17 protein-coding genes are annotated in these 22688 nt (G+C 63.0%); 5 read left to right on the top strand and 12 right to left on the bottom strand.

Annotated elements, in window-relative coordinates; translation table 11 throughout:
• From QNA11_RS19820 to QNA11_RS19810, 3 genes are all read left to right on the top strand, one after another.
• The coding region (locus tag QNA11_RS19820; protein WP_283484480.1) for a TolC family protein at positions 1-1007 on the top strand (1007 nt) is incomplete at its 5' end.
• 2 nt (positions 1008-1009) lie between these two features.
• Complete coding sequence (locus tag QNA11_RS19815) at positions 1010-2239, top strand: HlyD family secretion protein (RefSeq protein WP_281932228.1); 1230 nt, start codon at positions 1010-1012, stop codon at positions 2237-2239.
• Between the two features lie 174 nt (positions 2240-2413).
• Positions 2414-3640, top strand: a complete 1227-nt coding sequence (locus QNA11_RS19810) for a cation:proton antiporter (protein WP_283484479.1) — start codon at positions 2414-2416, stop codon at positions 3638-3640.
• 137 nt (positions 3641-3777) lie between these two features.
• Here the strand turns inward: QNA11_RS19810 and QNA11_RS19805 are convergent, their stop codons facing one another.
• Positions 3778-5556: a porin gene (locus QNA11_RS19805; protein WP_283484478.1), complete on the bottom strand. Its 1779-nt coding sequence runs from the start codon at positions 5554-5556 to the stop codon at positions 3778-3780.
• Positions 5557-6092: 536 nt separating this feature from the next.
• Positions 6093-9416, bottom strand: a complete 3324-nt coding sequence (locus QNA11_RS19800) for an HAD-IC family P-type ATPase (RefSeq protein ID WP_413661922.1) — start codon at positions 9414-9416, stop codon at positions 6093-6095.
• 180 nt (positions 9417-9596) lie between these two features.
• Here QNA11_RS19800 and QNA11_RS19795 point away from each other — a divergent pair, with 180 nt between their 5' ends.
• Positions 9597-9896 carry a hypothetical protein gene (locus QNA11_RS19795; protein ID WP_283484477.1) on the top strand — a complete coding sequence of 100 codons (300 nt, stop codon included), beginning with the start codon at positions 9597-9599 and terminating at the stop codon, positions 9894-9896.
• A 37-nt stretch (positions 9897-9933) separates the two neighbouring features.
• Complete coding sequence (locus tag QNA11_RS19790) at positions 9934-11235, top strand: MFS transporter (RefSeq protein WP_283484476.1); 1302 nt, start codon at positions 9934-9936, stop codon at positions 11233-11235.
• A gap of 66 nt (positions 11236-11301) precedes the next feature.
• Here QNA11_RS19790 and QNA11_RS19785 read toward each other — a convergent pair whose 3' ends face one another.
• The 10 genes from QNA11_RS19785 to QNA11_RS19740 form a co-directional block, all read right to left on the bottom strand.
• The gene (locus QNA11_RS19785) at positions 11302-11991 is read right to left on the bottom strand and encodes an ATP-binding cassette domain-containing protein (protein WP_202073213.1); all 690 of its coding nucleotides are present in this window, start codon (positions 11989-11991) and stop codon (positions 11302-11304) included.
• A complete protein-coding gene (devC, locus tag QNA11_RS19780) occupies positions 11991-13160 on the bottom strand; it encodes an ABC transporter permease DevC (RefSeq protein WP_283484475.1) in 1170 nt (389 codons plus the stop codon). Before devC ends, QNA11_RS19785 begins: the two co-directional genes overlap by 1 nt.
• A complete protein-coding gene (locus tag QNA11_RS19775; protein WP_283484474.1) occupies positions 13157-14077 on the bottom strand; it encodes an efflux RND transporter periplasmic adaptor subunit in 921 nt (306 codons plus the stop codon). The genes devC and QNA11_RS19775 overlap by 4 nt, the downstream gene beginning before the upstream one ends.
• A 151-nt stretch (positions 14078-14228) precedes the next feature.
• On the bottom strand, positions 14229-15005 hold the full coding sequence (locus QNA11_RS19770; RefSeq protein WP_283484473.1) for a DUF1295 domain-containing protein: 777 nt from the start codon (positions 15003-15005) through the stop codon (positions 14229-14231).
• A 70-nt stretch (positions 15006-15075) separates the two neighbouring features.
• Positions 15076-16224 carry a prodigiosin MBC biosynthesis dehydrogenase PigA gene (gene pigA / locus QNA11_RS19765; RefSeq protein WP_283484472.1) on the bottom strand — a complete coding sequence of 383 codons (1149 nt, stop codon included), beginning with the start codon at positions 16222-16224 and terminating at the stop codon, positions 15076-15078.
• A 39-nt stretch (positions 16225-16263) separates the two neighbouring features.
• Positions 16264-17346, bottom strand: coding sequence for a nitroreductase family protein (locus QNA11_RS19760; protein WP_283484471.1), 1083 nt, complete (start codon positions 17344-17346; stop codon positions 16264-16266).
• Complete coding sequence (locus QNA11_RS19755) at positions 17343-18071, bottom strand: 4'-phosphopantetheinyl transferase family protein (protein WP_283484470.1); 729 nt, start codon at positions 18069-18071, stop codon at positions 17343-17345. Before QNA11_RS19755 ends, QNA11_RS19760 begins: the two co-directional genes overlap by 4 nt.
• The gene (locus QNA11_RS19750; RefSeq protein ID WP_283484469.1) at positions 18055-18402 is read right to left on the bottom strand and encodes a RedY/HapK family protein; all 348 of its coding nucleotides are present in this window, start codon (positions 18400-18402) and stop codon (positions 18055-18057) included. Before QNA11_RS19750 ends, QNA11_RS19755 begins: the two co-directional genes overlap by 17 nt.
• Before the next feature lie 31 nt (positions 18403-18433).
• A complete protein-coding gene (locus QNA11_RS19745; protein WP_283484468.1) occupies positions 18434-21046 on the bottom strand; it encodes a polyketide synthase in 2613 nt (870 codons plus the stop codon).
• 3 nt (positions 21047-21049) lie between these two features.
• Positions 21050-22681 carry an AMP-binding protein gene (locus tag QNA11_RS19740; RefSeq protein ID WP_283484467.1) on the bottom strand — a complete coding sequence of 544 codons (1632 nt, stop codon included), beginning with the start codon at positions 22679-22681 and terminating at the stop codon, positions 21050-21052.
• Between the last annotated feature and the right edge of the window lie 7 nt (positions 22682-22688).

The following is a 22688-nucleotide window of genomic DNA, read 5'->3' as shown; positions in this document are numbered from 1 at the left end:
TGACGACAAGCGTCGCCCGCGCCTATCTGCGCGGCTATATTCTGGCGGAGCAACTCAAGCTCGCCAAGGAACTGACGGGCTTGCGCCGCGAGCTGCGTCAGCTCGCCGAGACGCGTTACCAAACCGGCATCGAAATCCTCGACATCGTCCAACTGGCGCGGAGCAATGAAGAGGCGGCCGTCCGCCGCGAGGCCGCATTGACGGCGGCGATCGAGATTCAGGAGAACGCGCTCGCGCGCCTGATGGGCGAGGGGCCGGACGTTGCGCGCGGTCTATTCGCTCGGAGAAAAAGCGTTGCGCCGGCGCAGCCCGCTCTCCCGAGTAAACTCCCGATCGAATTGCTGGCCCACCGCCCGGATCTCATGGCGGCGCTACGTCGCGCGGAAGCCTGGGCCGAACGCATTCACGCCGCCAAAGCCATGTTTTTGCCCTCGATCGATCTGTCGGTCTCGGCGGGGCTCGAGGCCTCGGTCACCTCGACGCAATTCGCAAAGCTTGGCGGCTATTTGTTCAACCCGGGCGCCATGGTCTACAGCGTCACGCCCGGACTGCATCTGCCGATCTTCCAGGGCGGCAAGCTCACCGGCAATCTCGAATCCCAGCGCGCCGATTACGACCAGGCGGTCGACGCCTACAATGAGACGCTGCTCACCGCCGCGCAGCAGGTCGCCGACGCGCTCGCCACGCTGAAGCGCGCAAGGGCGGAGCACGAGTCGCAGGGGCGCTTTATCCGGGCGCGACGCGCCGAGGTCGAGCTTGCGCGCATCCGGCTAGGCGGCGGCCTGCAGGATCGGCGTGAATTCATCCAGCAACACGCCGACATGCTGGACGCCGTCTTTATCCAGCGCGGCATCGAAGGCGACCGACTCATCGCAACGGTGGATTTGTTTCAGGCTCTCGGCGGCGGCTATGACGCTGGCCCGCAAGCCCATGAGCCGAGGCCTGCGCCGGAGACCGATCCGATCACCCCGGTCGTCGATGTCGTCCAATCGCTTGGAGGAGGCTGATTTTGAACGCGGAACAGACAGACGCCCCGCTCTCCCGCAAAAGCATACGCGCGCGCCGCAATTTCTTGCTGAAGGCGGTGGCGATCGGAGTCGTCGTTGGCGTGTTGGCCGTCGCCTATCGCTATCTGACCTACGACCGGGACTGGGTGACGACCGACAATGCTTTTGTCAGCGGTAACATTCTTCCGGTGCAGGCCGACGCGACCGGCGTCGTCGCAAAGGTCCTCGCCGAAGAAACCCAACTCGTGAAGGAAGGCGACGTGCTCGTTCAGCTCGACGAGCAGCGGGCGCGCGCTGCGCTGGCCCAGGCTGAAGCAGAGCTTGGTCGCGCCGTGCGAAATGTTGGGGCGTTGTTCGCCAACCGCCGGCAAATCTGCCAGAAGGTCACGGCGCGCGCCGCCGTTCGCGAGCGAACGATCCATGATCTTGCGCGCTATAAGCAGGCGGCGGCGAGCGGCGCCGCCTCCCGTCAGATTTTGCAGAATACCGAAGATACGCTCGCCGCGCAGGACGCTGATCTGCGGGAAGCCCGTGCGGAATATCAGGCGATGGAGTCGCGGCTTGGCGGCGTGACGCCAACGACGCACCCCGATGTCGAGCTTGCGAAGGCGCGCTTCAACGACGCTTATATCGAGTTCCTGCGCCAGAGCATTCGAGCGCCAACGACTGGCTATGTCGCCAAGCGGCGGGTTCAAGTCGGGCAGCGCGTGCGGCCCGGCGACCAGATTCTCAACATTGTGCCCCTCGACCATCTTTGGGTCGAGGCCAATTTGTGGGAAAACCGCATGGCGCGGGTACGCCCCGGCCAGGAAGCCGTAATTAAAGTCGATCTCTACGGGTCGAGCGCGATTTTCCACGGGACCGTCGAGGGCCTCGTGCCGGGCTCCGGCAGCGTTTTCGCCACCTTGCCGCCCGATAACGCAACCGGCAACTTCATCCGCATTGTCCAGCGCGTGCCCGTCCGCATTGCGATCGATCCCGACGAACTCAAGAAGACCCCGTTGCGTCCGGGCCTTTCGACCGTCACATCGATCAACGTCGGCGCGGAGCCCGCGCCGCTCGCCGCCTCCACCGTCAAAACCTCGACGAGCGAATATACGACCGGGATATTCAATAAGGATCTTGCTGAAGCGAAGACTCGCGCGGATGAGATCGTCAAGAAGAATATCGTGCGCGACGTAAACGAAGGGGATGGCCGGTGCGTCATGGAAAGGGAGGCCAGCGCACACTGAGCTGAGCTTTCTAAATTACCAGGCAGGCTTCGGTATTGGCGCATTTGCGCGCAAGCGGTGCTTCCAATGATTTTATTTGGCGCAGCGGCAGGGACCGACCTCGGGTTTGCCGCGGCTCTGCAATCCAAGAAAACCAAGCGCTTTGCCGCGCGATAAAACACCACGGGGGACGTTATGGCAGGGATTTGGGCTCAAGTCGCATTGGTTTTCGCTTTAGCGCTTGTCGCAAGCGTCATCGCGCACCGTTATCGCTTCTCGACGGCGCTTGTGGAAATTGTCGTGGGCATGGTTGCCGGCTCCGCGCTCGGCGCCCTCGGCTATTACGGCGCCTTCTCGGTCCAGGAGCCATGGGTCAAGGCGTTCGCCGGCATCGGCGCTATATTGCTGACGTTTCTTGCCGGGGCGGAACTCGACCCCGACGTCTTCAAAATGAAGTGGCGGGAGGCGGCGGCCATCGGCGCGGCGAGCTTTTTGCTGCCAGCAATAGGGTGTTGGGCGGCCGCCCATTATCTTCTTGGTTGGGAAAGCGCGCCCGCGCTTCTCGCCGGCATCGCCTTGGCGGCGACCTCCGTCGCCGTCGTTTATACGGTCATGATGGAATACGGCTTCAACCGGGTCGAATATGGCAAGACGATCCTTGCCGCTTGTTTCATCACCGACCTTGGAACCGTCATCACCCTCGGGCTCGTCTTCGCCCCCTTCACCTGGAAGACGCTGGCGTTCGTTCTTGCCCTCGGCGGCGCCTTTGTCGGCCTGCCAAAAATAACGCCGCGCGCTTATGCGATTTTTGGCGGCAAGCCGTCGGAATTCGAAGCCAAATTCTTGCTCTTTTGCCTGATGGGCCTTGGCGCGCTCGCCGTCTGGGCAGGCAGCGAAGCGGTGCTCCCCGCCTATCTGATCGGGATGGCGCTTGCGGGGAGCGTTGGGCGCGATGCCGCCTTGGTCAAGCGTCTTCGTGCGATCACCAATGGATTATTGACGCCGTTTTATTTCGTCCGCGCCGGCTACTTCGTGTCCATCCCGACGGTGCTCATGGCGCCCTTCGGCGTCGTCGCGCTTCTTATCGTCGAGATCGGCGCCAAGATCGTCAGCGTCTACCCTGTAGCGAGAGCATTCAACGCGCCGCACAAGGACGCTATGTACACGACCTTGCTGATGGCGTCAGGACTGACTTTCGGGACGATATCGGCGCTCTTTGGCCTTTCCAACAAGATTATCGATGACGCGCAATATTCAACCCTGGTTGCCGCGATCATAGGAACCGCTTTGCTTCCAACACTCATCGCAAACAAGTTTTATTTGCCCCGCCATCTTCTACCTAAGGACGAGGCGGCCTTGCACACGCCCGCTCACCAGGCGGAGGTTGAAGAGGCCCTGGAAGACTCCGAAATACGATCCTGATCACGACCGGGAATCCAGAGCCGCAAAAACGCTGGCTTGCTCTGGATTCCCGATCGCTCGCGACGAGAGCGTCGAGAGTGGCGACGAACCATTCGAGCGGATCGCGTATTACAGAACGGGCCGAAACGGCCGCACTTTTACCAATAAACCTGGGCGCGCGCTTCAAAGAGGTTCGGGTGAGCCCCATTCATATATGGTCCCTGACGGGCGGGCACGCCCGATGTGAAGAAAGCGTAATCGTTCAAGGGCGCGGACGCATGCAGGACGTGAACCCAGTTGAACTGGAAATGAAGGCCGTTATCGGGATACCAGTTGAGCCCCAAGGTCACATTCTCCTGGCGCCCGCCTACCACACCCGCGTTGGCGATGGCTGCGGTCGCCGTGGGATTAGGCGCAATTGACGTCGTGTAAGCCAGCATATTGTAGAGGCCAGACCCAGAGAATGGCCCGCTATTCAAATTGACCTCGCTGTAGCGCGCCGCGACGCCTATCGCGCCAAAGCCACCTTCACTCAGCGGGTGCTTGATCTTTATCTGGGTGAAATTCGCGCCGAGTTTGTCACTGACGTTATACGCGGCCGCGCGCTCCTCGCCGGTGAGATACCATTGGCCGTAAACATAGTAGCCGCTAAAATACTGCGAAGCGCCTCCCGGGGCGAAGGCGCCCGCCAGACGCGAGAGGAGGATATTGGTCGCGTTGCGATTGACGAACTGGCCGAAATACTCCGCCTGCACCGAAAAAGGCCCATGAGCCGCGGACAGCTCGACCCCGAATGTCTCGATGTTTTTGACGCAGTGTCCGGAAACGGCCGTCGCGCCGAACGGGAAGGCGACCGAGCCGCAGGAGAGATCCGGGGTCCCCAGCAGCCCTTGATTGAGCATATAGGCCTCCGAGCGAATTCGATTGCCGACTCTGAGCGCACGATCATCCGAAAGCCCCGTCGCATTGTTCGGTTGGTGATAACGCCCCGATATCCCGACGTGCAGAAGATCATGCTCGGTCATGATCGGCGCATAAGTCATGCGGCCGGAGAGTTCGAAATATTGTCCCCCTCCCGTTGGGACCCACCCCGCCTTGGCTGGAACGCCGATCACAGCGGGGGTTCCAACCGCAGGATTGGTATTGAGGTCTTCGAAGCTCGTGGTGAAGATGCCTCCCTTCGCCGACCAATTGCCGCCATATGCGCCGATCGCCGCGCCAAGATGACGACTGGGCGCGAATGTTTCGACCGGCATGGCCCGTTCGATGAAGTCTCGGAATCGAGATGAAGATGTAAACTCGAGACTGAAGGGTTCGAAGTAGCTTCCCACATGGATAAACGCCGGGTCTTTTGTGAACGGCAAGCTGAGCATCGGATGTTGGAACGCGATATAGAAGTCGCGAATGCCCCCTTGGACCGGCGCGTTGAATGGCGTGCCATATTGGGAGCCGGCGAAATCGTACTGCAGCTTATAAAACCAGTATTTCGCCGCCTTTCCTTCGATTTCGAGACGCACCTGCCGCACGCCTGCCTGGCCGTCCCAACCGTTGAGCGGCTGCGTCGCCCCGCCGCCGTCGAACTGCATCCGGCCGCCAATCTTGAAGCTATAAGCCTTGTCCTCGGTCTCGGCGTAGAGACCATTTCGGAAGGATACAAAGACGGGAGGCGGAGGCGGGCCGGGCGGCCCTTTGACCGTTCCGGCGTTGGCGACATTGCCTGCTTGGCTCGCGGCCTGCCGAGCCTGTTCCTTCGCTTCGCGCGCCTCACGACGCAATTTGGCGATCTCCGCCTCGAGCGGCCGTAGCTTGGCGACGCGCGCTTCGAGCGCATGCAGGCGTGCTTCGATGTCGTTTGGGCTTTGTGCAGCGTTTCCATTCGTGGCTGTGAGAAAGCCACCAATCGCTACACCGACCGCGGTCTTATTCCGTAGCTTCATAATTGCGTCTCGCGTCGGACAGATTCAGTCAGGCATGTTTTCGTAGAGATTGCGGCGTGAATGTGTCTTCACCAGACGCATTTCAGTGCGCGAAGCATTTGCCGAATAATGTAGAAACAACGGAAACAATTATACGCTTTGCTTAGACTATAAACCGCCTGCCTGGGCGCAACCGGTCCCACCGTCGCGCGAGGAGAGTCGCAAACCGCTCGAACGGGAAGAAGCGCAAGCGACCGGCGAACGGCCCATGGCGCAACGAGCGCGTGAAGACGTTTTTGGAATCGAATGCCCGCTTGCGCTCTACATTCTGCGCAGTCGGGACCTTTATGAATATTGCGTGCTTTCGTCACCCGACATCGGCGACAAGGCGGTCGCAACCTCGGTATATTTCGATGCTCACACAGGCAACTTGCTTTCATTGACTCTGCCTACCGGTCTACGTGCCGGCGGGAAGAGCCAGTTGCTCGACGGCCGGCGGGCGTATTTGTCAGGACAAAGCGGAGCGCCGCCCAACGCGCCAAGGCGCGTGGCGCGGCTTATCTGGCAGGCACGATTTGGAGCAACGCCTCTCCAGCCTGCACCTGCTTGCCATGCTCGAGACGGCTGTCGCGGACGGTGCCGGCGCTGGGCGCCGTCAGTGGCGCGCCCCTCTCAAGCGTCGCACGCAGCGCCTCCTCGCGCCGGGTGATCTCCGCCCGGACTCGCGCCAGGCGGGCTTCCGCGCGCGCCGCCGCGGCGCGGGCATTGGCCCTGGCTGCGGCGTTGGACGCGCGCCGGCTCACGGCGCTGTCATAGGCCGCCTTGGCGCGTGCCAGCCCGGTCTCCGCCTTGCCCTGCGCAGCCTGGGCGACTGTCAGCGCCTTGCGCGCACGCGCGAGTTCTTCCTCGAGATCGGGCGGAATGACTCGGGCGCAGACGCTTCCCGCCTCGACCAGAGCGCCGTCGTGGCATGCGACCGCCTCAATTCTCCCCGAGACCGGCGCGGACGCCTCGATCGGCGGCGGAACGGCGACGCGCTCCGCATCGGCAGTCCGGTCGCGCCCACCGCGGTCGATTGTCGCCAGCTCGTCGCGCGCGCTCTCGCGCGTGGCCTGCCAATAGAGCGTCCCGCCGGCCGCGACGACGAGAAGGAGGCCCGCCGCAATGGGCGCATACCGGCGGGCGAGTCCCGCGTCGGCGGCCGCGACCTCGGGTGGCGCCTTGGCGAGCTTGCGGCGCTCGCCCCACCATTTTTCGAGCTCCATGACCACGAACAGCGAGGCGCCCAAGGCGAGAAGCGCCCCCCACTCGGCAAGCGTCGGCGGCTCGATCCGCAGCGTATCGGCGAGGACGGGCAAATGCGCCGCCAGAAGATGGATGACTTGCGCGCCGATCACGCTTGCGACGAGCAGCGGACTCGAAAAGAGGCCCTTATAGAAAAGCGAGTGATGTTCCGAGCGCGCGTTCAGCGCCTGGAAATTCTCGAAGACGACGAAGAGCAGGAGCAGCAGATTGCGCGCGCTGTCCGTGGCGTAGCCATGCTCGATGAGCCAGTAGAGCAAGGCAAAGCCGACGCCGGCCATGACGAACGCCGAATAGACGTTACGGATGATCATCACCCGGTCGAAGATCGGCTCCTGCGGCTTGCGCGGCGGATAGGTCAGTTCGTCGCCTTCGGGCTTTTCGGCGGCCAGCGCGATGTGCTGAACGCCATTGGTGACCAGGTTGAGCCACAAGAGCTGCACGGGCAGTAGCGGCATGGGCAGGCCAAAGGGAATGGTCAGCAGAAACAGCAGCAGCTCGGCCGCGCCGGTCGAAACGAGAAGGAAGATGACTTTTCGGATGTTGGCGTAGGCGACGCGGCCCTCCAGCACGCCGCGCACGATCGAGGCGAAATTGTCGTCCGCGATAATGATGTCGGCGCTTTCCTTGGCGACATCGGTGCCTTGCCTGCCCATGGCGACGCCGACATGCGCGTGCTTGAGCGCCGGCGCGTCGTTGACGCCGTCACCCGTCACTGCGACGAAATGGCCGTTGCGCGCCAGCGACAGGACGATCGCGAGCTTCTGGATCGGCTCGACGCGGGCGTATATGCGGGCGCGGCCGGTCAGAGAATCGAGCGCCGCCTCGCCGGCTTCCTCGGCGCGCTTCACTTCTTCGCCCGTCACGATCTGATCGTCTGAAAAGACCATGCCCGCGTCCTTGGCGATGGCGGCGGCGGTGCCGGGCGCGTCGCCCGTGACCATCGCCACCGCAATGCCCGCGTCGCGGCACTCTGCAATAGCTTGCCGCACTTCCGGACGCAGCGGATCCTGCATGCCGACCATGCCGAGGAAGACGAGATTTTGAAGATGGCTCGCGCCATAGCCGTGCTGCGGCTCCGGCGTCACCTCGCCCTCGGCGAAGGCCAGAACGCGCAGTCCCTTCGCCGACATCTCGTCCTTCTGGCGCCAGAGCGCCTCCCGATCGATCGGAGCGAGCGCGCCGCCGACATCCATGCGGCTGGCCATGGCGATCAGCGTCTCCGGCGCGCCTTTCGCAAAAGCGAAGACGGCGCGCTTTTCCTCGTGACGGTGAAACGACGCCGCATATTTGAGGTCCGGTTCGTAGGGAATGCGCTTCACCAGCGGATAGCGCGCCCTCAGCTCCTCATGCACGACGCCGCTTCGATGCGCGGCGACCAGCAAAGCGACGTCGACCGTGTCGCCCACGCCCCTGATCTCCTCCTTCTCGCGCCGGATCTCCGCCTCGTTGGGCAGCGCCGCCGCGCGCAGCAGGGCCGCCAGGAGAAGATCGGCTTGTTCGTTGCGCGTCGCGCCGCGAAAAGAGTAGGAGTCGAGTCCCTCGCCCGACTGCAGGGACAGAGCTGAGCCGTCCGGCAGCGCGATTTGGGTGACGGTGAGTTCGTTGCGCGTCAGCGTGCCAGTCTTATCCGTGGCGATCATGGTGCAGGAGCCGAGCGACTCCACCGCCGCCATCTTGCGCACGATCACATTGGACTTGGCCATGCGCCGCATGCCGATCGCCAGCGCCACGGCGATCGCAACCGGCAGCCCTTCGGGAATGGCTGCGACGGCAAGGCCCACCGCCATCATGAAGAGCTCGACGAACCCCATATGGCGCAAATAGCCGACGACCATCAGGACGCCGACGGCCATGGCGACGAGAATGGCGACGAGCTGCGAAAACCGCTCCATGCGGATGACGAGCGGCGGCTGCGAAACCGATGGTCTGACGAGCTCCCCGGCGATCTTGCCGACCTCTGTCGCGAGCCCTGTCCCTGTCACCTCGCCGGTTCCACGCCCGCGCGTCACCATCGCCCCCGCGAAGGCCCTGCCCTCGCGTGCGGTCTCCTTGGCGTTCGCCGCCCCGGTTTTCTTGACCGGCGCCGACTCGCCCGTCAGCAGAGATTCATCGCAACGCAAGTCGACGGCTTCGATCAGCCGCATGTCGGCAGGCACGCGGCGGCCGGCTTCGAGCAACACGACATCGCCCGGCACGAGGTCGCGCGCCTCGATCTCCTGCTGAACGCCGTCGCGCAGGACGAGCGCCTGCGGCTGGTCCTGCGCGCGCAACGCAGCCGCAGCCTGGCCGGCAGAGTATTCCTGAACCGCGCCAATGATCCCGTTGATCAGCAGGACGACGCCGATAAAGACGGCGTCCTTTGCGTCTCCAACCACCATCGCGACAATGGCGGCGGCCACGAGAATGTAAATCAGCGGACTGAGAAACTGTCTGAGGAAGACCGCCACGAAGGAAGGCGGTCGCGCTTCTGGTAACGTGTTCGGTCCGAATTCAGCGAGGCGGCTCCGCGCCTCGAGGCTCGTCAATCCCTGCATGACGCTCCCGGAATATCTGGCCGTCGTCGCGTCGCGGAGCATGACCTTCCGCCGAGAAAGCATGCTCCGTTCGAGGCGCCTGCGAAAGAACTAGCGTTGCCGCCGGGAGGGACAAGCAGACGGGTCGCGGGCTCTGCCGTTGTCGAGAGACCGCTGCGCGGAGCTTCGTCCCCAGTAGATGAGGAGGCGGTCGCGAGCTTGACGGCTGCAAACAAACATAGGATGAGGGTCCTCGAGCCGGGCGGCTTGTTCATCAACGGCGATCGCTTCGCGCTGGACGATCACGACCTTCAGCCCGCCGCCACCCAGACGGACATCCGCAACTGGTTCAAAGTCTTCGGCGAGGCGAATCGCGACGATCTCCTCGAGGATTGGATCGTGCATTTGTTCAGCGACGAATCCGCGGATCGCCTCACGCATTCTTCGGAAACCCTGTCGGCAATGCGCGCTCCCGGCTTCGCGGATGTGCGATCGATTTATCGTGAGGGCGTCGACATGCTCGTGACGACGACGAAAGCCTGAAGCGCTTGGCGCGACATCGACGAATCGGAATAGACCCATGACAGTTCAATTTCGGCCTCTGGCGCCGGGCCAAATCGAAGCGCAGCGCGGTCTCTCACGCAATGAGGCGAAGACGCTGGCGCTCGCCTCGCTCGGCGGCGCGCTCGAATATTATGATTTTATCGTCGGCGTCTTTTTCGCTAAAACCCTCGCCGCGGTCTTCTTCCCGCAAAACAGCCCGGAATGGCTCTCGCAGCTTCAAATCTTCGGCATATTCGCCGCCGGCTATCTCGTGCGTCCGATCGGCGGCGTCGTCTTCGCGCATTTCGGCGACCGCGTCGGCCGCAAGAGAATGTTCGCGCTTGGTCTCTTCCTGATGGCCTTTCCCACGCTGCTCGTTGGCCTGACGCCCGATTACAAAACGATTGGCCTCGCCGCTCCCCTTCTTTTTCTCTTCTGCCGGCTGCTGCAAGGGCTGTCGGTGGGTGGAGAAGTGCCCGGCGCATGGATTTTCTGCGCCGAGCATGTCCACAAAACCCGCGTGGGCTTCGCCTGCGGGCTGCTGATGGCCGGGCTCTGCTGCGGCATATTGATGGGCGCGCTCACCGCCAAAATACTGACGTCGAGCCTCGGCGCTGACGATCTCGTCGCCTGGGGCTGGCGCATTCCGTTCATCCTCGGCGGCGTCTTCGGCCTGATCTCCGTCTATCTGAGGAAATATTTGCAGGAGACGCCGGTCTTCGAGGCGCTTCGCGAGCGGCGTGTCGCCGACGCCCGACTGCCGATCTCGCTCGTTTTCGCGCGCTGCAAAAGCGAGGTTCTCCTCTCCATGGCCGCGACCTGGGTTTTCGCGGGCGTCTTCGTGACCTATTTTCTCTATCTGCCGACCTATCTGCAGTCGCAATTCGACTATCGGGTGGCGGATGTCTTCACCGCGAACTGCTGGTCCATAACGCTGCTGATCCTCGGCAGCGTCTTCGTGGGCCGGGTCACGGATGTCATCGGTGGCGGGAAAGCCTATGCGATCGGCGGCGTTGCGATGGCGGCGGTTGTCGCCGCGCTCGGCTTCGCCCTTGCCAACGGCAGCGCATGGACGCTGCATCTCTATGCGATCGGCGGTTTCGCGATCGGAACGATCACGCTCACCCCTTATCTGATCATCCGCAGCTTTCCACCCGAACTGCGATTCACGGGATTCGCTTTGTCCTACAACACCGCCTACGCCATCGTCGGCGGAACCACGCCGCCGCTAATGACGATCTTGGTCGGAGAGCGCGCCCTTGCCATGGCGCCCTTCTATTACATGTCGGCGCTTTGCCTTTTCGGCGCAGCGATCGGCTGGCTACGGCGCGAAGGATGAGGCGATAGGGCTTTAATGAATTGCGACATCGCGGTCGAGACCCGTCGCAACGGCCTACTTTATCGGTCAACTCGACGGCGCCCGCGTGGGCGTTATTGCGCCATCCTCGAGAGTGATGATCCTGTCCGCGATATCGAGAATCCGGTAGTCGTGAGTTACGAGGAGGATCGTTGCGCCATAGTCCTTGGCAAGGCGTTTGAGAATATTGACCGCTTCATGACCGCTCGCCTTGTCGAGCGAGGCGGTCGGCTCGTCGGCCAGCACGAGCGTTGGTCGCGAAACCAGGGCGCGCGCGATTGCGACACGCTGGCGCTGTCCTCCCGACAATTGTTTCGGCCGACGGTCGAGATGGTCGGCCAGACCAACCTCGGTCAGCATATCGCCGGCTCGCCGTCGGCGTTCGTCCTCTGAAAGCCGATCGTCCAGTTCGAGCGCCATGCAGACGTTTTCCATGGCGGTCAGCGGCCAAAATAAATTGTGCTGCTGGAAAATGTAGCCGATTTGTCGCCGCACGCCCATGCGAACATTTTCGTCGCTGTTCACCAGCTCGCGGCCCAGAACGACGGCGCTTCCCGTCACGGCGAGGCGCAGGCCGCCCAGGATCGTGAGCAAGGTTGTCTTGCCCGAACCCGAGGGTCCGGTGAGTATGACGATCTCCCCTCGATCGATCGAAAGATCGACATTTTTGAGCACCTGGCGGCGGAATTCGCCGACGCCGTAAGCAAAGCTCACTCCTTTCACGTCGACCAGCGCCATCAGAACATATCCGCTGGATTTGCCGCTTTGAGGCGGCGAATGGCGAGCGCGCCGGCAAGCGAGCACATCGTCAGAATGAATGCGAATACTGTCGCAACTTTGCCGAGCGGCATCGGGAAAGGAATGAATATTTCCTGCTCGGCAAGACGATAAAGCGCGAGGGACAAGGCAAGACCCGGCACAAATCCGAGAAGCGCGAGATAGATCGCGGACGAGAGAACCACCAGTTGGAGGTAGAAGTGCGAGTATCCCATCGCTTTGAGCGTCGCATATTGGCTCAAATTGTTGCTCACGTCCGTGAAGAGAATTTGGTAGACGATCACCATGCCGACAACCAATCCCATTACGACGCCGAAGCCGAAGATAAATCCCATCGGCGCAGAATTCTCCCAGTAGCCTTTCTCGAACTCGACAAGCTGGTCGTAATTAAACACGCGCATCTCCCGGCCCATCAACGCGAGCAAGTCCGCCTGCGCCTTGCGAACGTCGGCGCCCGAGCTGAGCAGGACGAAACCGAGATCTATTTTATCCAAACTGCGCTGCGGAAAGATGCGATGGAAATTCAACTCGCTCGCGACGACGTTTCCGTCGGCGGCGAATGTCGTTCCCATGCGGAACGTCCCGACGATCGTGATCCTGCGCCCGTTGATTTCCGTCACATCCCGCCCTTCAGAAATTTGCTCGGACACCGGGCCGAACTCGGGCCTCGAGGCAATGTCGAAGAGCGCGACATCCTGGCGTTTGAGATCGTCGCGGCGCGCGCGAATGTCGGCGCTATCGATCAGATTGCTGTTGAGATCATATCCATAGACCATCAAAGTTCGCTGTATGCGAGTGTCCATGTTCTTGAATTGTCCAAGCGACATGTACATGGGATAAACGGCGCGAATGTCTGGATGGCCGAGCGCGCGCATCAACGCGCTACGCTCGAATTGCACGGGCCGCCACAGCGCCTCCGTCTGCTTGTGCAGCACGAACAAATCGGCCCGCATCTTGATCGGCGCCGACGCGGCGCTCGCGTAAAGCGAATCGAGAAAACCGAGCTGCATGAACACCAGCACGCTGGCGAACAGGACGCCCAGCGTCGCCGCGATGAGCTTCGGTTTGTCGTATATCAGTTGCCGCCAGGCCAGACGAGCGGCGAAGAAGAAAATTGGAAACGACGTCATGGCGCGATGTGGACCTGAACCTGCCTGTAAATCTGATGCTGGAAATCTTTTCGCGCGGGGTCGGAGAGGGTCAGTCGAACTTCGACGACCCTGGCGTCGTGGTCCACGAGAGGATCCGAGCTGTTCACGAGATTCTTTTCAACCGTGAAACCGAGCGTTCGAACTTTCGCTTCGTAGGCCGCCTCGCTCGGAGGCACCCTCACGACGGCCGTCTGACCAGCCTTGACGCGCGCAATGTCGGATTCATACACCTCGGCGACGACGTCCAGCGACGAAAGGTCGGCCATGTCCAAAATCCCCTTGTCGCCAACGCGTTCGCCCGCCCTTGCACGAATTTTGAGAATCGTGCCGTCTATCGGCGCCGTCGTCTGCGCTTGCAATAGCTGGAGCTTCTTGAGGCGAAGATTCGCTTCGGACTGTTTGAGGCTCGCGCGCGTCGCTTCGAGGTCCGCCTTCGCCTTGCTGGAGCGTAGTTCCGCCTCGTCGAATGCGAAAGCCGAGACCGTGCCCGAAAGGCGCAACGAATTCTTGCGGTCGTAATCTCGCTGGGCTTTCTTGAATTGGGCGTCTGCCGCGGTCAGATGCGCCGTCGAGACGGCGAATTCGGCTTCCGCGAGATCGACCTCCGCCTGGCGGCGCTCATAGTCGCTAAAGACGGCGATAACGTCGCCTTTGGCCACCTCCTGCCCTTCCCGAACCCGTATTTCCGAAATGACTGTTCCCGCGACTCCCTGGTCGGGCGAGACGCGAATGACGCGCGACATCGGCTCGATGCGCCCAAGCGCGCCTACGCCCATAACCGTTTGGGGAGCAGCGGAATTTGGCGGCGACGTCTCCGCGGCCAGCGGCGCCGGGCGCGCTTGCAAGAGCGCGCCTGCCGCGATCAGCGTCAGTCCGATAAAGTTTCGCGCTTCCATGAGATATCCTTGCGAATGTTTTTTTGAGAACCGTTTTTCGCGTGGCGAAACGCGCCGAAGCCTGGCGTCTCGCATGCTGTCGAAAAAGATCGTATCGGCAAAGCTTCGCTAACCGTCCTCCCATCGACAAGGATCCCCGCGATCGACGCCTTTACGCGGACGGCCCTTTATTCTCGCCGGGAGAGTCGCCTGCCGACGGCGAGAACCACGGCGCGAAGCAAGGGACGCGATTGCAATATTCCTCCCACGCGGCGCCGTAACGCTCCTTGGACATGGCCTCGCTCTTGGGGATCGCGTCGAGAAAATATTGCACAGCATTGGCCAGTGGCGCAATTAAACCCCAGGGTGAGGCGGAAAGAAGAGCGAAGGATACGAAAATGAGAAAATCGCCGAAATAATTCGGATGGCGCGACAGGCCCCACAAGCCCGTGTCCAGAATTTTGCCTCGGCTGCCCGCTTTCTGTTTGAAGCGCCATTTCTGGTAGTCGCCGCCGATGTGAAAGACGAAGCCGACGAGATAAACGCCTATTGCCGCGGCGTCGAAGACGTCGAACCGCCCGGCCCGATCAGCGGCCCAAAGGAACGGCAAGCAATAAAGCCAACCGAAGGTATTCGTCAGAATGACGGGCAAAGCATAGAGCGTCGGCCGATCGATCTGACCCTCGAGCTTGGCGGCGGCGGTCGCGCGATAGGCCGCCGTCAACACCCAGTTCATATGGACGAGATAAGCGATCACGAAGGCCAATATCATGATCTGGCGCCAGAGCGCGCCGGTTCCATATGCGACGATGGTTGCGGCGACGACAAACAGCGTATTGAAACCGATGATAAATAGCGCTCTTGGCTCTTGGCTGACCTTCGCGGCGATCACGCCAAAAATGGCCAGCGCCTCGATAACAACCAGAAGAACAATATATTTTTCGTCCATCCTCAAATCTCTTTCTTCTTCATTTGCGCGTGACCGCGCCAAGCGGCGCAGCCAGGCCCTTCACAAAAAATCAGCGCAATCCCATGTGGCGCGCGACGATCTCCCTCTGTATCTCCGAACTCCCGGAGAACAGGCGCGACGGGAGGCTGTCGAGCAACAGGCGGTCGAGCCCGTTGTCGGCGATCGCGGCGGAAGCGCCGAACAGTTGAATGGCGTCGAGACCCGCCTTCACGGCGCTTTCCGATATCCAGAGTTTGCTGAGCGCGCTCGCCTCCTCATGAGGCAAACCCGCATCGTGCAGCCAGCCAGTGCGGTAAAGCAGCAAACGGGCGGTCTCCAGACGAAGCTTCATGTCGACCAACTTGTCGGACACGCTCTGATTCCGGCCAATCGGCTTGCCGAACTGTCGCCGGTCGCGCGCGTGTTCGACGCACTGCTTCAGCACTCTCTCCATGGCGCCGACATATGCGGCGAACAGGCAGCCGCGCTCCCATATCATGCTGTCGTGGAAGATCGCGGCGCCTGCCCCCTCGGCGCCGAGCAGATTGGCCGCCGGGATGCGGCACGCGTCGAAATAGACGCTGCCCCAGGGACTGGTGGGCAGCCCACTTTTGCGCGCCTCGGGTTGCACCGTCAGGCCGGGCGCGTCGCGCGGGACAATAAAGCAGCTTATGCCAAAAAAACCCTGTCGCGGATTTGTCTTCGCATAGGCGACGAAAACGTCGGCGATCGGCGCGTTTGTGATGAAACATTTCGAGCCGGTCAGCACATAGTCGTCCCCGTCGCGCTGCGCGGATGCGCGCATCGCAAATGCGTCCGAGCCCGATTCCGCTTCCGTCATTGCATTTGCGGCGATAACGCGCCCGCTCGCCATGTCGCGCAGCCATTTCTCGCGAATCTGCAGGGAGCCGTGACGCCAAACCGGCACGACGCAGGCGAACATATGCGCGCACAGTGAAAATACGAGGCCCAGATCGGCGCATTTGCGACCCAGCGCCTCAATCGTCAGCATGGTGTCGAGCGCGCCGAAGCCCAGGCCGCCCCAATCGGCGTCGACCGGCAGTCCGGCCAATCCCATCTCTGCGGCGGCGTCCCACTTGGTCCGGTCGAAACGCGCGTCACGAATGCGCTCGGCCGCGCCCGCCGACAGAATTTCGGCCGCGAAGCGGCCAAGGTGGTCGTTGCGGGCAATCTGGTCGTCGGTCAATTGAAAATCCATCGCGCGCTTCCTTACGAATGCGAAAGTTTTCCTTGATCTTCAGGTAATGTGAAGGATTGCGTCGACCGCCCGGCGCGGACTTATCGACGGATTCGGCAAAGTGAGGCCAAATCTGGCGACGAAGACTGGACGGCCCGAGAGGCAGAGCAGTCGCTGTAACTCTCGACGCGGCGCCTCGTGCTGCAAAAGAACGCTTACCGGATGAAGAGCGAGGCCGGCCGCCTGTGCGTTCAGCCAGATTTCGGCGAGCCGGGCGCCGGCCTGGAGCAAATCCTGGCGGCGAGGGCGCTCCTCGGGCAGGCTGCAGCACAGAAGACCAGGGCCGGCGGCGACGAGGCCCGCCAAAGCGTCGGCCATGCGCGAGGGGACGCCGAAGGGGCGGAGAGCTTGCATGACCAGGGGCGCGAGCGCAAAGCGTAGGAGCTGGCGCTTGAAAGGCGTCAGCGGCCCGAGCAGGCTGTCGATGAAAATGCCGTCGGTGACGTCCTCGTCCCCAGGTTCGCCGAAGCGAAGATGACGATAGGTTTCGGACCAGGCTCTAAGATGGGTGAAATCGAGGGCGGCATAACGCGCGGTCAATTTCGCAAGGCTCTCCAATGTTTTCGGGTCCGTTTCGGTGCAGATCTCGAGCGCCGCGCCGGTCAGCGTTCCCGGCCAGCGGCGGGCGGACAACGCGGCAAGGGCTTCCGTCGACGGCGGATCTGGAGCGAAGGGTGTGCGACATGTCCGGCGGCGGCGCCCAAGATCGACGAATGAGTCCAGGTCAGCGCCGCCAAAAATCTGGGCAGTGGCGCGCCGCACGGTTACGATCGCCAAAATCTCGCCATCCGGCGACGGATCGTTTGCGTCGCACAAGGCCCACTCACAGGCTAGGTCAAGGCGCTGGAGCGCCGTCACGAGAAGGCCGAGGAACAGGCCGACGCTGAGAGCCATCTCCAAATCCAGGCTTTCGAGCGCAGTCAGCCGTCGGCCCTGATCAAGCGAGAGACGAAGCAAACGCTCATTCTCGCTGGCGCCCGGAAGGACGGTCACCCGCCAAGGCTGACAGTTGTGCGACGACGGCGCCCATCGAGCCGCCTCGACGGCCTGTCGGAGGAGCAGCTCGAAATCCGGCTCGCTCATGCGCGCTCCGATTTGCGTTTCGGCGAGGCGCCGACGACGACGACGGCGTAGTCGTCGATCAGCCGCCCATGCGCTTGCCAGTTTGCGAAAATGGCGTCCTTTTTTCGCGGCGCGGCTTCCCGGGGCCAGCGCCACAGCAGCCGGCCATTGTCGTCCCATCCGCGCCATTCCGGTCCCGGCAGGCCGTCTTGAATGCCGATCAACCGGGCCTTGCAGAACGCCTCCTTGAAAGCCCATCCCAACGTCGGCAACTCCGGCTGCTCGGCCTCCGCACGGCCGAGCCAGGCGCGCTCGGCGTCGCTGAGAAATACCGTCCGAAGAGAGGCGCTGAACGGCCGCAGCCGTTCGATATCGACGCCCACCGGCGCCGGTCCGGCAACCGCCGCGGCGAGCCCATGGGAGTGGCTAATGCTGACGACGCCCGCGATCGGCGAGACGGGCGGACCGCTGGCGCCGTCGCGATTCGAAACCGCAATGCGCGCGAGCGGCGGCGGCGTTCCGCCGCTCGCGCGTAGCCGACGACGCAGAGCCAGCTTTGCGGCGAGGCGGCCCGCCAGCCACTCGCGGCGACGCTTCTCGAAACGCAGCGCGTTGTAGGCTTCCGCTTCCTGGGGCGACAGCACGGTGCGGCGGCGCTTCTCGTCGGCCAGGCTTTTCGCCGTGACGTGAACGTCGACGAGGGTGACCGTCCAGTCGCCGAGCCGCACGTTACGAGCCCATCGCATCTGCGACATTCTTCGAATTCGCACGGTAACCTCCGCCAAGACGCGTTCCGATCGCCTCTTCGACGATCTCGGCCATGGCGGAGAAGCGATCGACGAGCCGGCTGAATGCGGGGACCGCCATGTCGCGTTCGAAGTCGGTCATGGACGTGACGGCGATCAATTCGAAATAATGGAACGCCGCATCGGGATCGAGGCTGACGCGCTGAACCGAGAATTGACGCACGCTGGGTAGGTCCGGGCAGGCGGCGTAGTCCTCCGTCGTCACCCACTCCTCGAATGCGGGCGCGCGTTCGACGTCGAGCAGCCGAATTTTATGTATGACGATGTCCATCGGTCAGGTCCGTTTCCTCGCAACTGCGAAATCAGGGCGCTTCCACCAACAGGTGGAAATTGACGCCGCCAGTGCCGAAAGAGTTGATCGCCGCCCGCCGCGGCCCGTCAGAACTGGGCCAGGGTCGAGTCTTCGAGACGATGGCGCCCGGGATCGCCGCAAGCGCCAGATCGGGGTTGAGCTCTCGCCGCAGCAGCGTCGGCGGCACCGTTTCGCTGTTTAGAGCGAGCAGCGTCTTCAGGAGGCCGGCGGCGCCCGCAGCGGCGAAAGCATGGCCGATGTTGGATTTTACCGAACCGATCAACAGCGGATCGCGGCGTGCGCCGCCTCCATAAACGTCGTGCAACGCCGAAATTTCGACCCCGTCTCCGATGCGCGTTCCGGTTCCATGGGCTTCGACATAGGCGATGCTGTCGGGCGAGGCGCGGCCATCGGCAAAAGCGCGTCGAATGGCCAAGGCCTGTCCCTGGGGATCGGGCGCCGTCATCGACGCGGCGTCGCTCGATGCGCCGACGCCTATGATGCAGCCATAGATCGGGTCATTGTCACGACGGGCGTCGCTCAGCCGGCGCAGCACGAACATGCCGGCGCCGTCGCCCGGCGAAAAGCCGTCGGCGTTCGCCGCGAATGGCGCAATCTTGTCCCTGGACAGCATGAGCTGGGTCGAGCACAGGATGAGATCCCGCATGTTGACAGGCAGTTCGACGCCGCCGGCGACGACAAAATCGGCATAGCCGAGCCGCAGCGCCTGCATCCCGACATGCACGGCGGCGAGCGACGACGCGCAGGCGGCTTCGATCGCCATCGTTTCCGCGGAAAGTTGGAAGCAGCTCGAAATAAACGCGGCGATATTGCCAGCGAGAAGCCCGTCGAGCGTGAATGAATCGATCTCCTCGGCGGCGCGTTCGGCGTCGGCCAGTCGCGACTCGTCGGGGCCGAGCACAGAGCCAAGCTCCGGCGAATGCAGGCGATTCGAAAGCTCGCGCTCTCTCGCGAGACAGAGGGGGGAGGCGCACACGACCATCGCCTTGCCCAGATCGGCCCGCCGCGCGGCGTCGAGGCCGAAATCATCGAGCGCTTCGGCTGCGACGCTCAAGGCGATCCTGTGCGCGACGTCGAGCGCCGCGACGCGCTTTGGGAACAACCGCATACGTTTCGCGTCGAAACGGCGGATCTCCCAATCGGCGTTCAGCTCTCCGCCATTCTCGGCGTAACTGGTCAGGGCGCGGGCGGCGCCGCCGCTGAACGCCGCGCCGCGCGGCAATACCCTGTCGCTGATCCGGCCGATCCCGTCGGCGCCGGCGCAGAGCGCCTCCCAATAGGCCAAGCGGCCAAGGCTCGGGCCAAAGCAGCCGCCGAGGCCGACGACGGCGATAGGCTCGGGCGCGCTCGCCGGTTCCGCAAACGGCCCGCCGGCGGCGGCGCGCGACTTGTCGCGCCGATCGAGAATGACCGTCCAGGTCAGGCCGCCGAGGCCGACGCCGAACACAGCGAGAGGCTTTTTCGGCGCATCTTCGTCGTCGAGCGAAAGGATCGCCGCGACGATCCCGGTCAGTCCCGCGTTCGCGAACCCATGGCCCAGCGCGCTTGTCGCGCAGGTCAGCGGTCTTTCGGGAAAGGCCGCCGCGGCGGTCGCCGCACCTGCGTGGCGGAGGCCCGGAAGAACGCACTCGACCGACGCCACGTCAGCGATGTCCAGCCCCGCCTGAAAGCAAGCCTCCTGAGCGCATTCGCGCGCCGCATCGTCGCTCCCGGCGTAGCGAAATTCGAGCGCATCCGTTCGCCGGGCCGCGATTCCCGCGACGACTGCGCGGATGCGGTCGCCGTCGCGTCGCGCGTCCTTCAATCTCTTCAAGAGCAACGCAACCGCGCCTTCGCACAACGGCGCGCCGGCGCCGGCCGGGTCGCCGTCAAAGCCTTTCGCCGCCAGCACGAGCGGCGTCAGAACGCTCTCGAAGCGCTGGCCGGTCGCAACGAGCGCCGCGTCGCTCTGACGCTCGGCGAGCGACAGGATGGCGGTCCTCAAGGCGGCGTAACCGGTGGAGTCGCCGTCCTCCATGGCCATGATGCGGCCACGCCAGCCATACATTGCGCCAATGCGGCTCGCGATGCTGCTCGACATCTCGCCGAGCCGGTCGTGCGACGAGGATCCAAAGCGCGCGCGCAAGGCCTCGCGACCGGCTTCGACGGCCGCTGGATCGCCGTCGGCAAGCCACGTAAGGCCGTGTATTTTGAGCGCGTTGGTCAAGGCGCTGTCGAGCCCGAAGCAGGTCCCCACGATCACGTCGACGGTTTCCTTGGGCAGGCCGCTCCCCTCGTCGCCATAGCCCGCATCACGCACGCAATCGCGCGCCGCCTGCATCAGCATGGGCGTGATGGTCGACACCGCGCGGTCGTACACTTTCGGAATTCGGAATTGACGCAGATCGACGCCGAGCTCGCCGAAAAAAGCGCCGCGGCGCCGACTCAGCCGCGCGCAAACGGCCGGCGGCGCTCGCCAAAACCGATCGACCGGATAAGGCGCGAATTCGCCACGCTCGTCGGCGAGCAAGCGGCGAAACGCGTCGATCCCGGCGCCCCAAGGATGAAGGCAGCCGACGCCGACGATAGCCACTGGCTCGATAGTGAAAGGCTCTCGTTGCACGGTTCAGCTCGCCATAGCGGGCGCCGTTCGATGCAAGCCCGGCCCTGCGATGGCGTGCTCGGCGACGTGGCGCAATGCGAGATAATCGATCTTCCCGTTGGCGTTCTTCGGCAAAGCGTCCAAATGGCGCGCAAGATGCGGGATCATGTATCGCGGCAGCCATGCGCCGCAGTGGCGCTTGATCTCGATTGCGCCGGGCGGCGCGGCGCCTGGGCGCACCGAATAGAAGGCCGCCAATGTCTGGCCGGTCTCCGTGACGACGCCGATGGCGGCAGCTTCGAGAATCGCGGGATGCCGCGACAAGGCCGCCTCGATCTCGCCAAGTTCGACCCTGTTGCCGTTGATTTTCAGCATCCGATCCTTGCGCCCGCAATAATAGAGCAGCCCGTTCTCTCGCGTGACCAGATCGCCCGTCGCGTGACGGCCTGTCCGATGGTTGTCGTGATTGGCCGGATCGATGCGATTGAAATAACCCGCGGTGACGCAGTCACCGGCGACGATCAACTCGCCGATCTCGCCGTCTTTTTCCACGGGTCGGCCCTCGCCATCGATCACCATGGCGATTTGCTCTGGCAGCGGCAGGCCGATGGGAATCGGTCTCTCCTGCTCGAGGTCGCTCGGGCGCACTTTGTGAAAAGTGCAGACGTTCGTTTCCGTCGGACCGTAGAGATTATAAAGCGCGCATGTTGGCGGAAGCTGCTTTGCGAGCGTTCTGAGATGCTTGATCGGGAACGGCTCGCCGGCGAACAGCACGCGCTCGAGCCTTGCCGAGATTGCAGGGGTCAGCGCGCCGCTGCTCGCCAGCATCGTCAAAAGCGAGGGCACGCAATACAGCGTCGTCGCGCGGTGCTGGGAAAGACCGTTGGCCAGCGCATAAATGTCGCGCTGCTCGTTCTCACGAACAATCCAGACCGCTGCGCCGACGGTTGCCGCCGCGAATAGATCGAACGTGCTCAGATCGAAGTGGAATCCGGCATGATTGACCAAAACGTCGTTCGCCGTCAGATCGAACTCCTCGACCGCCCAGCCGATGAAGCGATTCAGATTCTTGTAACTGATCTGCACGCCTTTCGGCATTCCGGTGGAGCCGGAAGTGAACAGAATCGCCGCTATGTCGTCGGGGCCTACCCTTGCCGGTTCGGGCAAGGACGCCGCACGCGCCGGGGTTTCATGCAGGGGCGCGACGACGTCCGTCTGCACGCCCGCCATCAGGACTGGCCAATCCCCGCCCTCGCCGTCGAGAAGCAGGACGAGGCGCAACGACGCCGGTAGATCGCCGGCAAGCGCGTCAAATCTTTCGCGATCAGTCACGAGTATGGTTGGCTCGGCGCTCGCGACGATCTTGCGCCCACGTTCGGCGGGCTGGGCGCCGTCGAGCGGAACATAAGCAGCGCCCGCCTCCATCGTCGCATAAATGGCCGTGACAAAGAGGTCGCTTTTTGGCGCCCAGATCGCGACGCGTTCGCCCCGGGCGAGACCCGCGCGGGCGAAACGCTGCGCCCAGTGTCGAACCCGTCGATAAAAATCGCCATAAGCGATGGCGTCGCCTCCGACAAAGGCCGCACGGTCGCCGTGAACGAGAGCGGCGGCGCGCAGCGCGTCGATGACCGTCGTGAAATTCCGTATAGGCCGCATATGAAAA

The sequence above is a fragment of the Methylocystis sp. JR02 genome, from assembly GCF_030063565.1.
Lineage (GTDB): Bacteria > Pseudomonadota > Alphaproteobacteria > Rhizobiales > Beijerinckiaceae > Methylocystis > Methylocystis iwaonis.
The sequence above is the reverse complement of the archived record's forward strand: the minus strand, read 5'-3'. Positions and strand labels throughout refer to the sequence as shown.

What these genes read in the sequence shown, in the direction of transcription:
- QNA11_RS19810 (WP_283484479.1), top strand. Translation starts at nt 2,414, where the DNA reads ATGGCAGGGATTTGGGCTCAAGTCGCATTGGTTTTCGCTTTAGCGCTT.
- QNA11_RS19805 (WP_283484478.1), bottom strand. Translation starts at nt 5,556, where the DNA reads ATGAAGCTACGGAATAAGACCGCGGTCGGTGTAGCGATTGGTGGCTTT.
- QNA11_RS19800 (WP_413661922.1), bottom strand. Translation starts at nt 9,416, where the DNA reads ATGCTCCGCGACGCGACGACGGCCAGATATTCCGGGAGCGTCATGCAG.
- QNA11_RS19795 (WP_283484477.1), top strand. Translation starts at nt 9,597, where the DNA reads ATGAGGGTCCTCGAGCCGGGCGGCTTGTTCATCAACGGCGATCGCTTC.
- QNA11_RS19790 (WP_283484476.1), top strand. Translation starts at nt 9,934, where the DNA reads ATGACAGTTCAATTTCGGCCTCTGGCGCCGGGCCAAATCGAAGCGCAG.
- QNA11_RS19785 (WP_202073213.1), bottom strand. Translation starts at nt 11,991, where the DNA reads ATGGCGCTGGTCGACGTGAAAGGAGTGAGCTTTGCTTACGGCGTCGGC.
- devC (WP_283484475.1), bottom strand. Translation starts at nt 13,160, where the DNA reads ATGACGTCGTTTCCAATTTTCTTCTTCGCCGCTCGTCTGGCCTGGCGG.
- QNA11_RS19775 (WP_283484474.1), bottom strand. Translation starts at nt 14,077, where the DNA reads ATGGAAGCGCGAAACTTTATCGGACTGACGCTGATCGCGGCAGGCGCG.
- QNA11_RS19770 (WP_283484473.1), bottom strand. Translation starts at nt 15,005, where the DNA reads ATGGACGAAAAATATATTGTTCTTCTGGTTGTTATCGAGGCGCTGGCC.
- pigA (WP_283484472.1), bottom strand. Translation starts at nt 16,224, where the DNA reads ATGGATTTTCAATTGACCGACGACCAGATTGCCCGCAACGACCACCTT.
- QNA11_RS19760 (WP_283484471.1), bottom strand. Translation starts at nt 17,346, where the DNA reads ATGAGCGAGCCGGATTTCGAGCTGCTCCTCCGACAGGCCGTCGAGGCG.
- QNA11_RS19755 (WP_283484470.1), bottom strand. Translation starts at nt 18,071, where the DNA reads ATGCGATGGGCTCGTAACGTGCGGCTCGGCGACTGGACGGTCACCCTC.
- QNA11_RS19750 (WP_283484469.1), bottom strand. Translation starts at nt 18,402, where the DNA reads ATGGACATCGTCATACATAAAATTCGGCTGCTCGACGTCGAACGCGCG.
- QNA11_RS19740 (WP_283484467.1), bottom strand. Translation starts at nt 22,681, where the DNA reads ATGCGGCCTATACGGAATTTCACGACGGTCATCGACGCGCTGCGCGCC.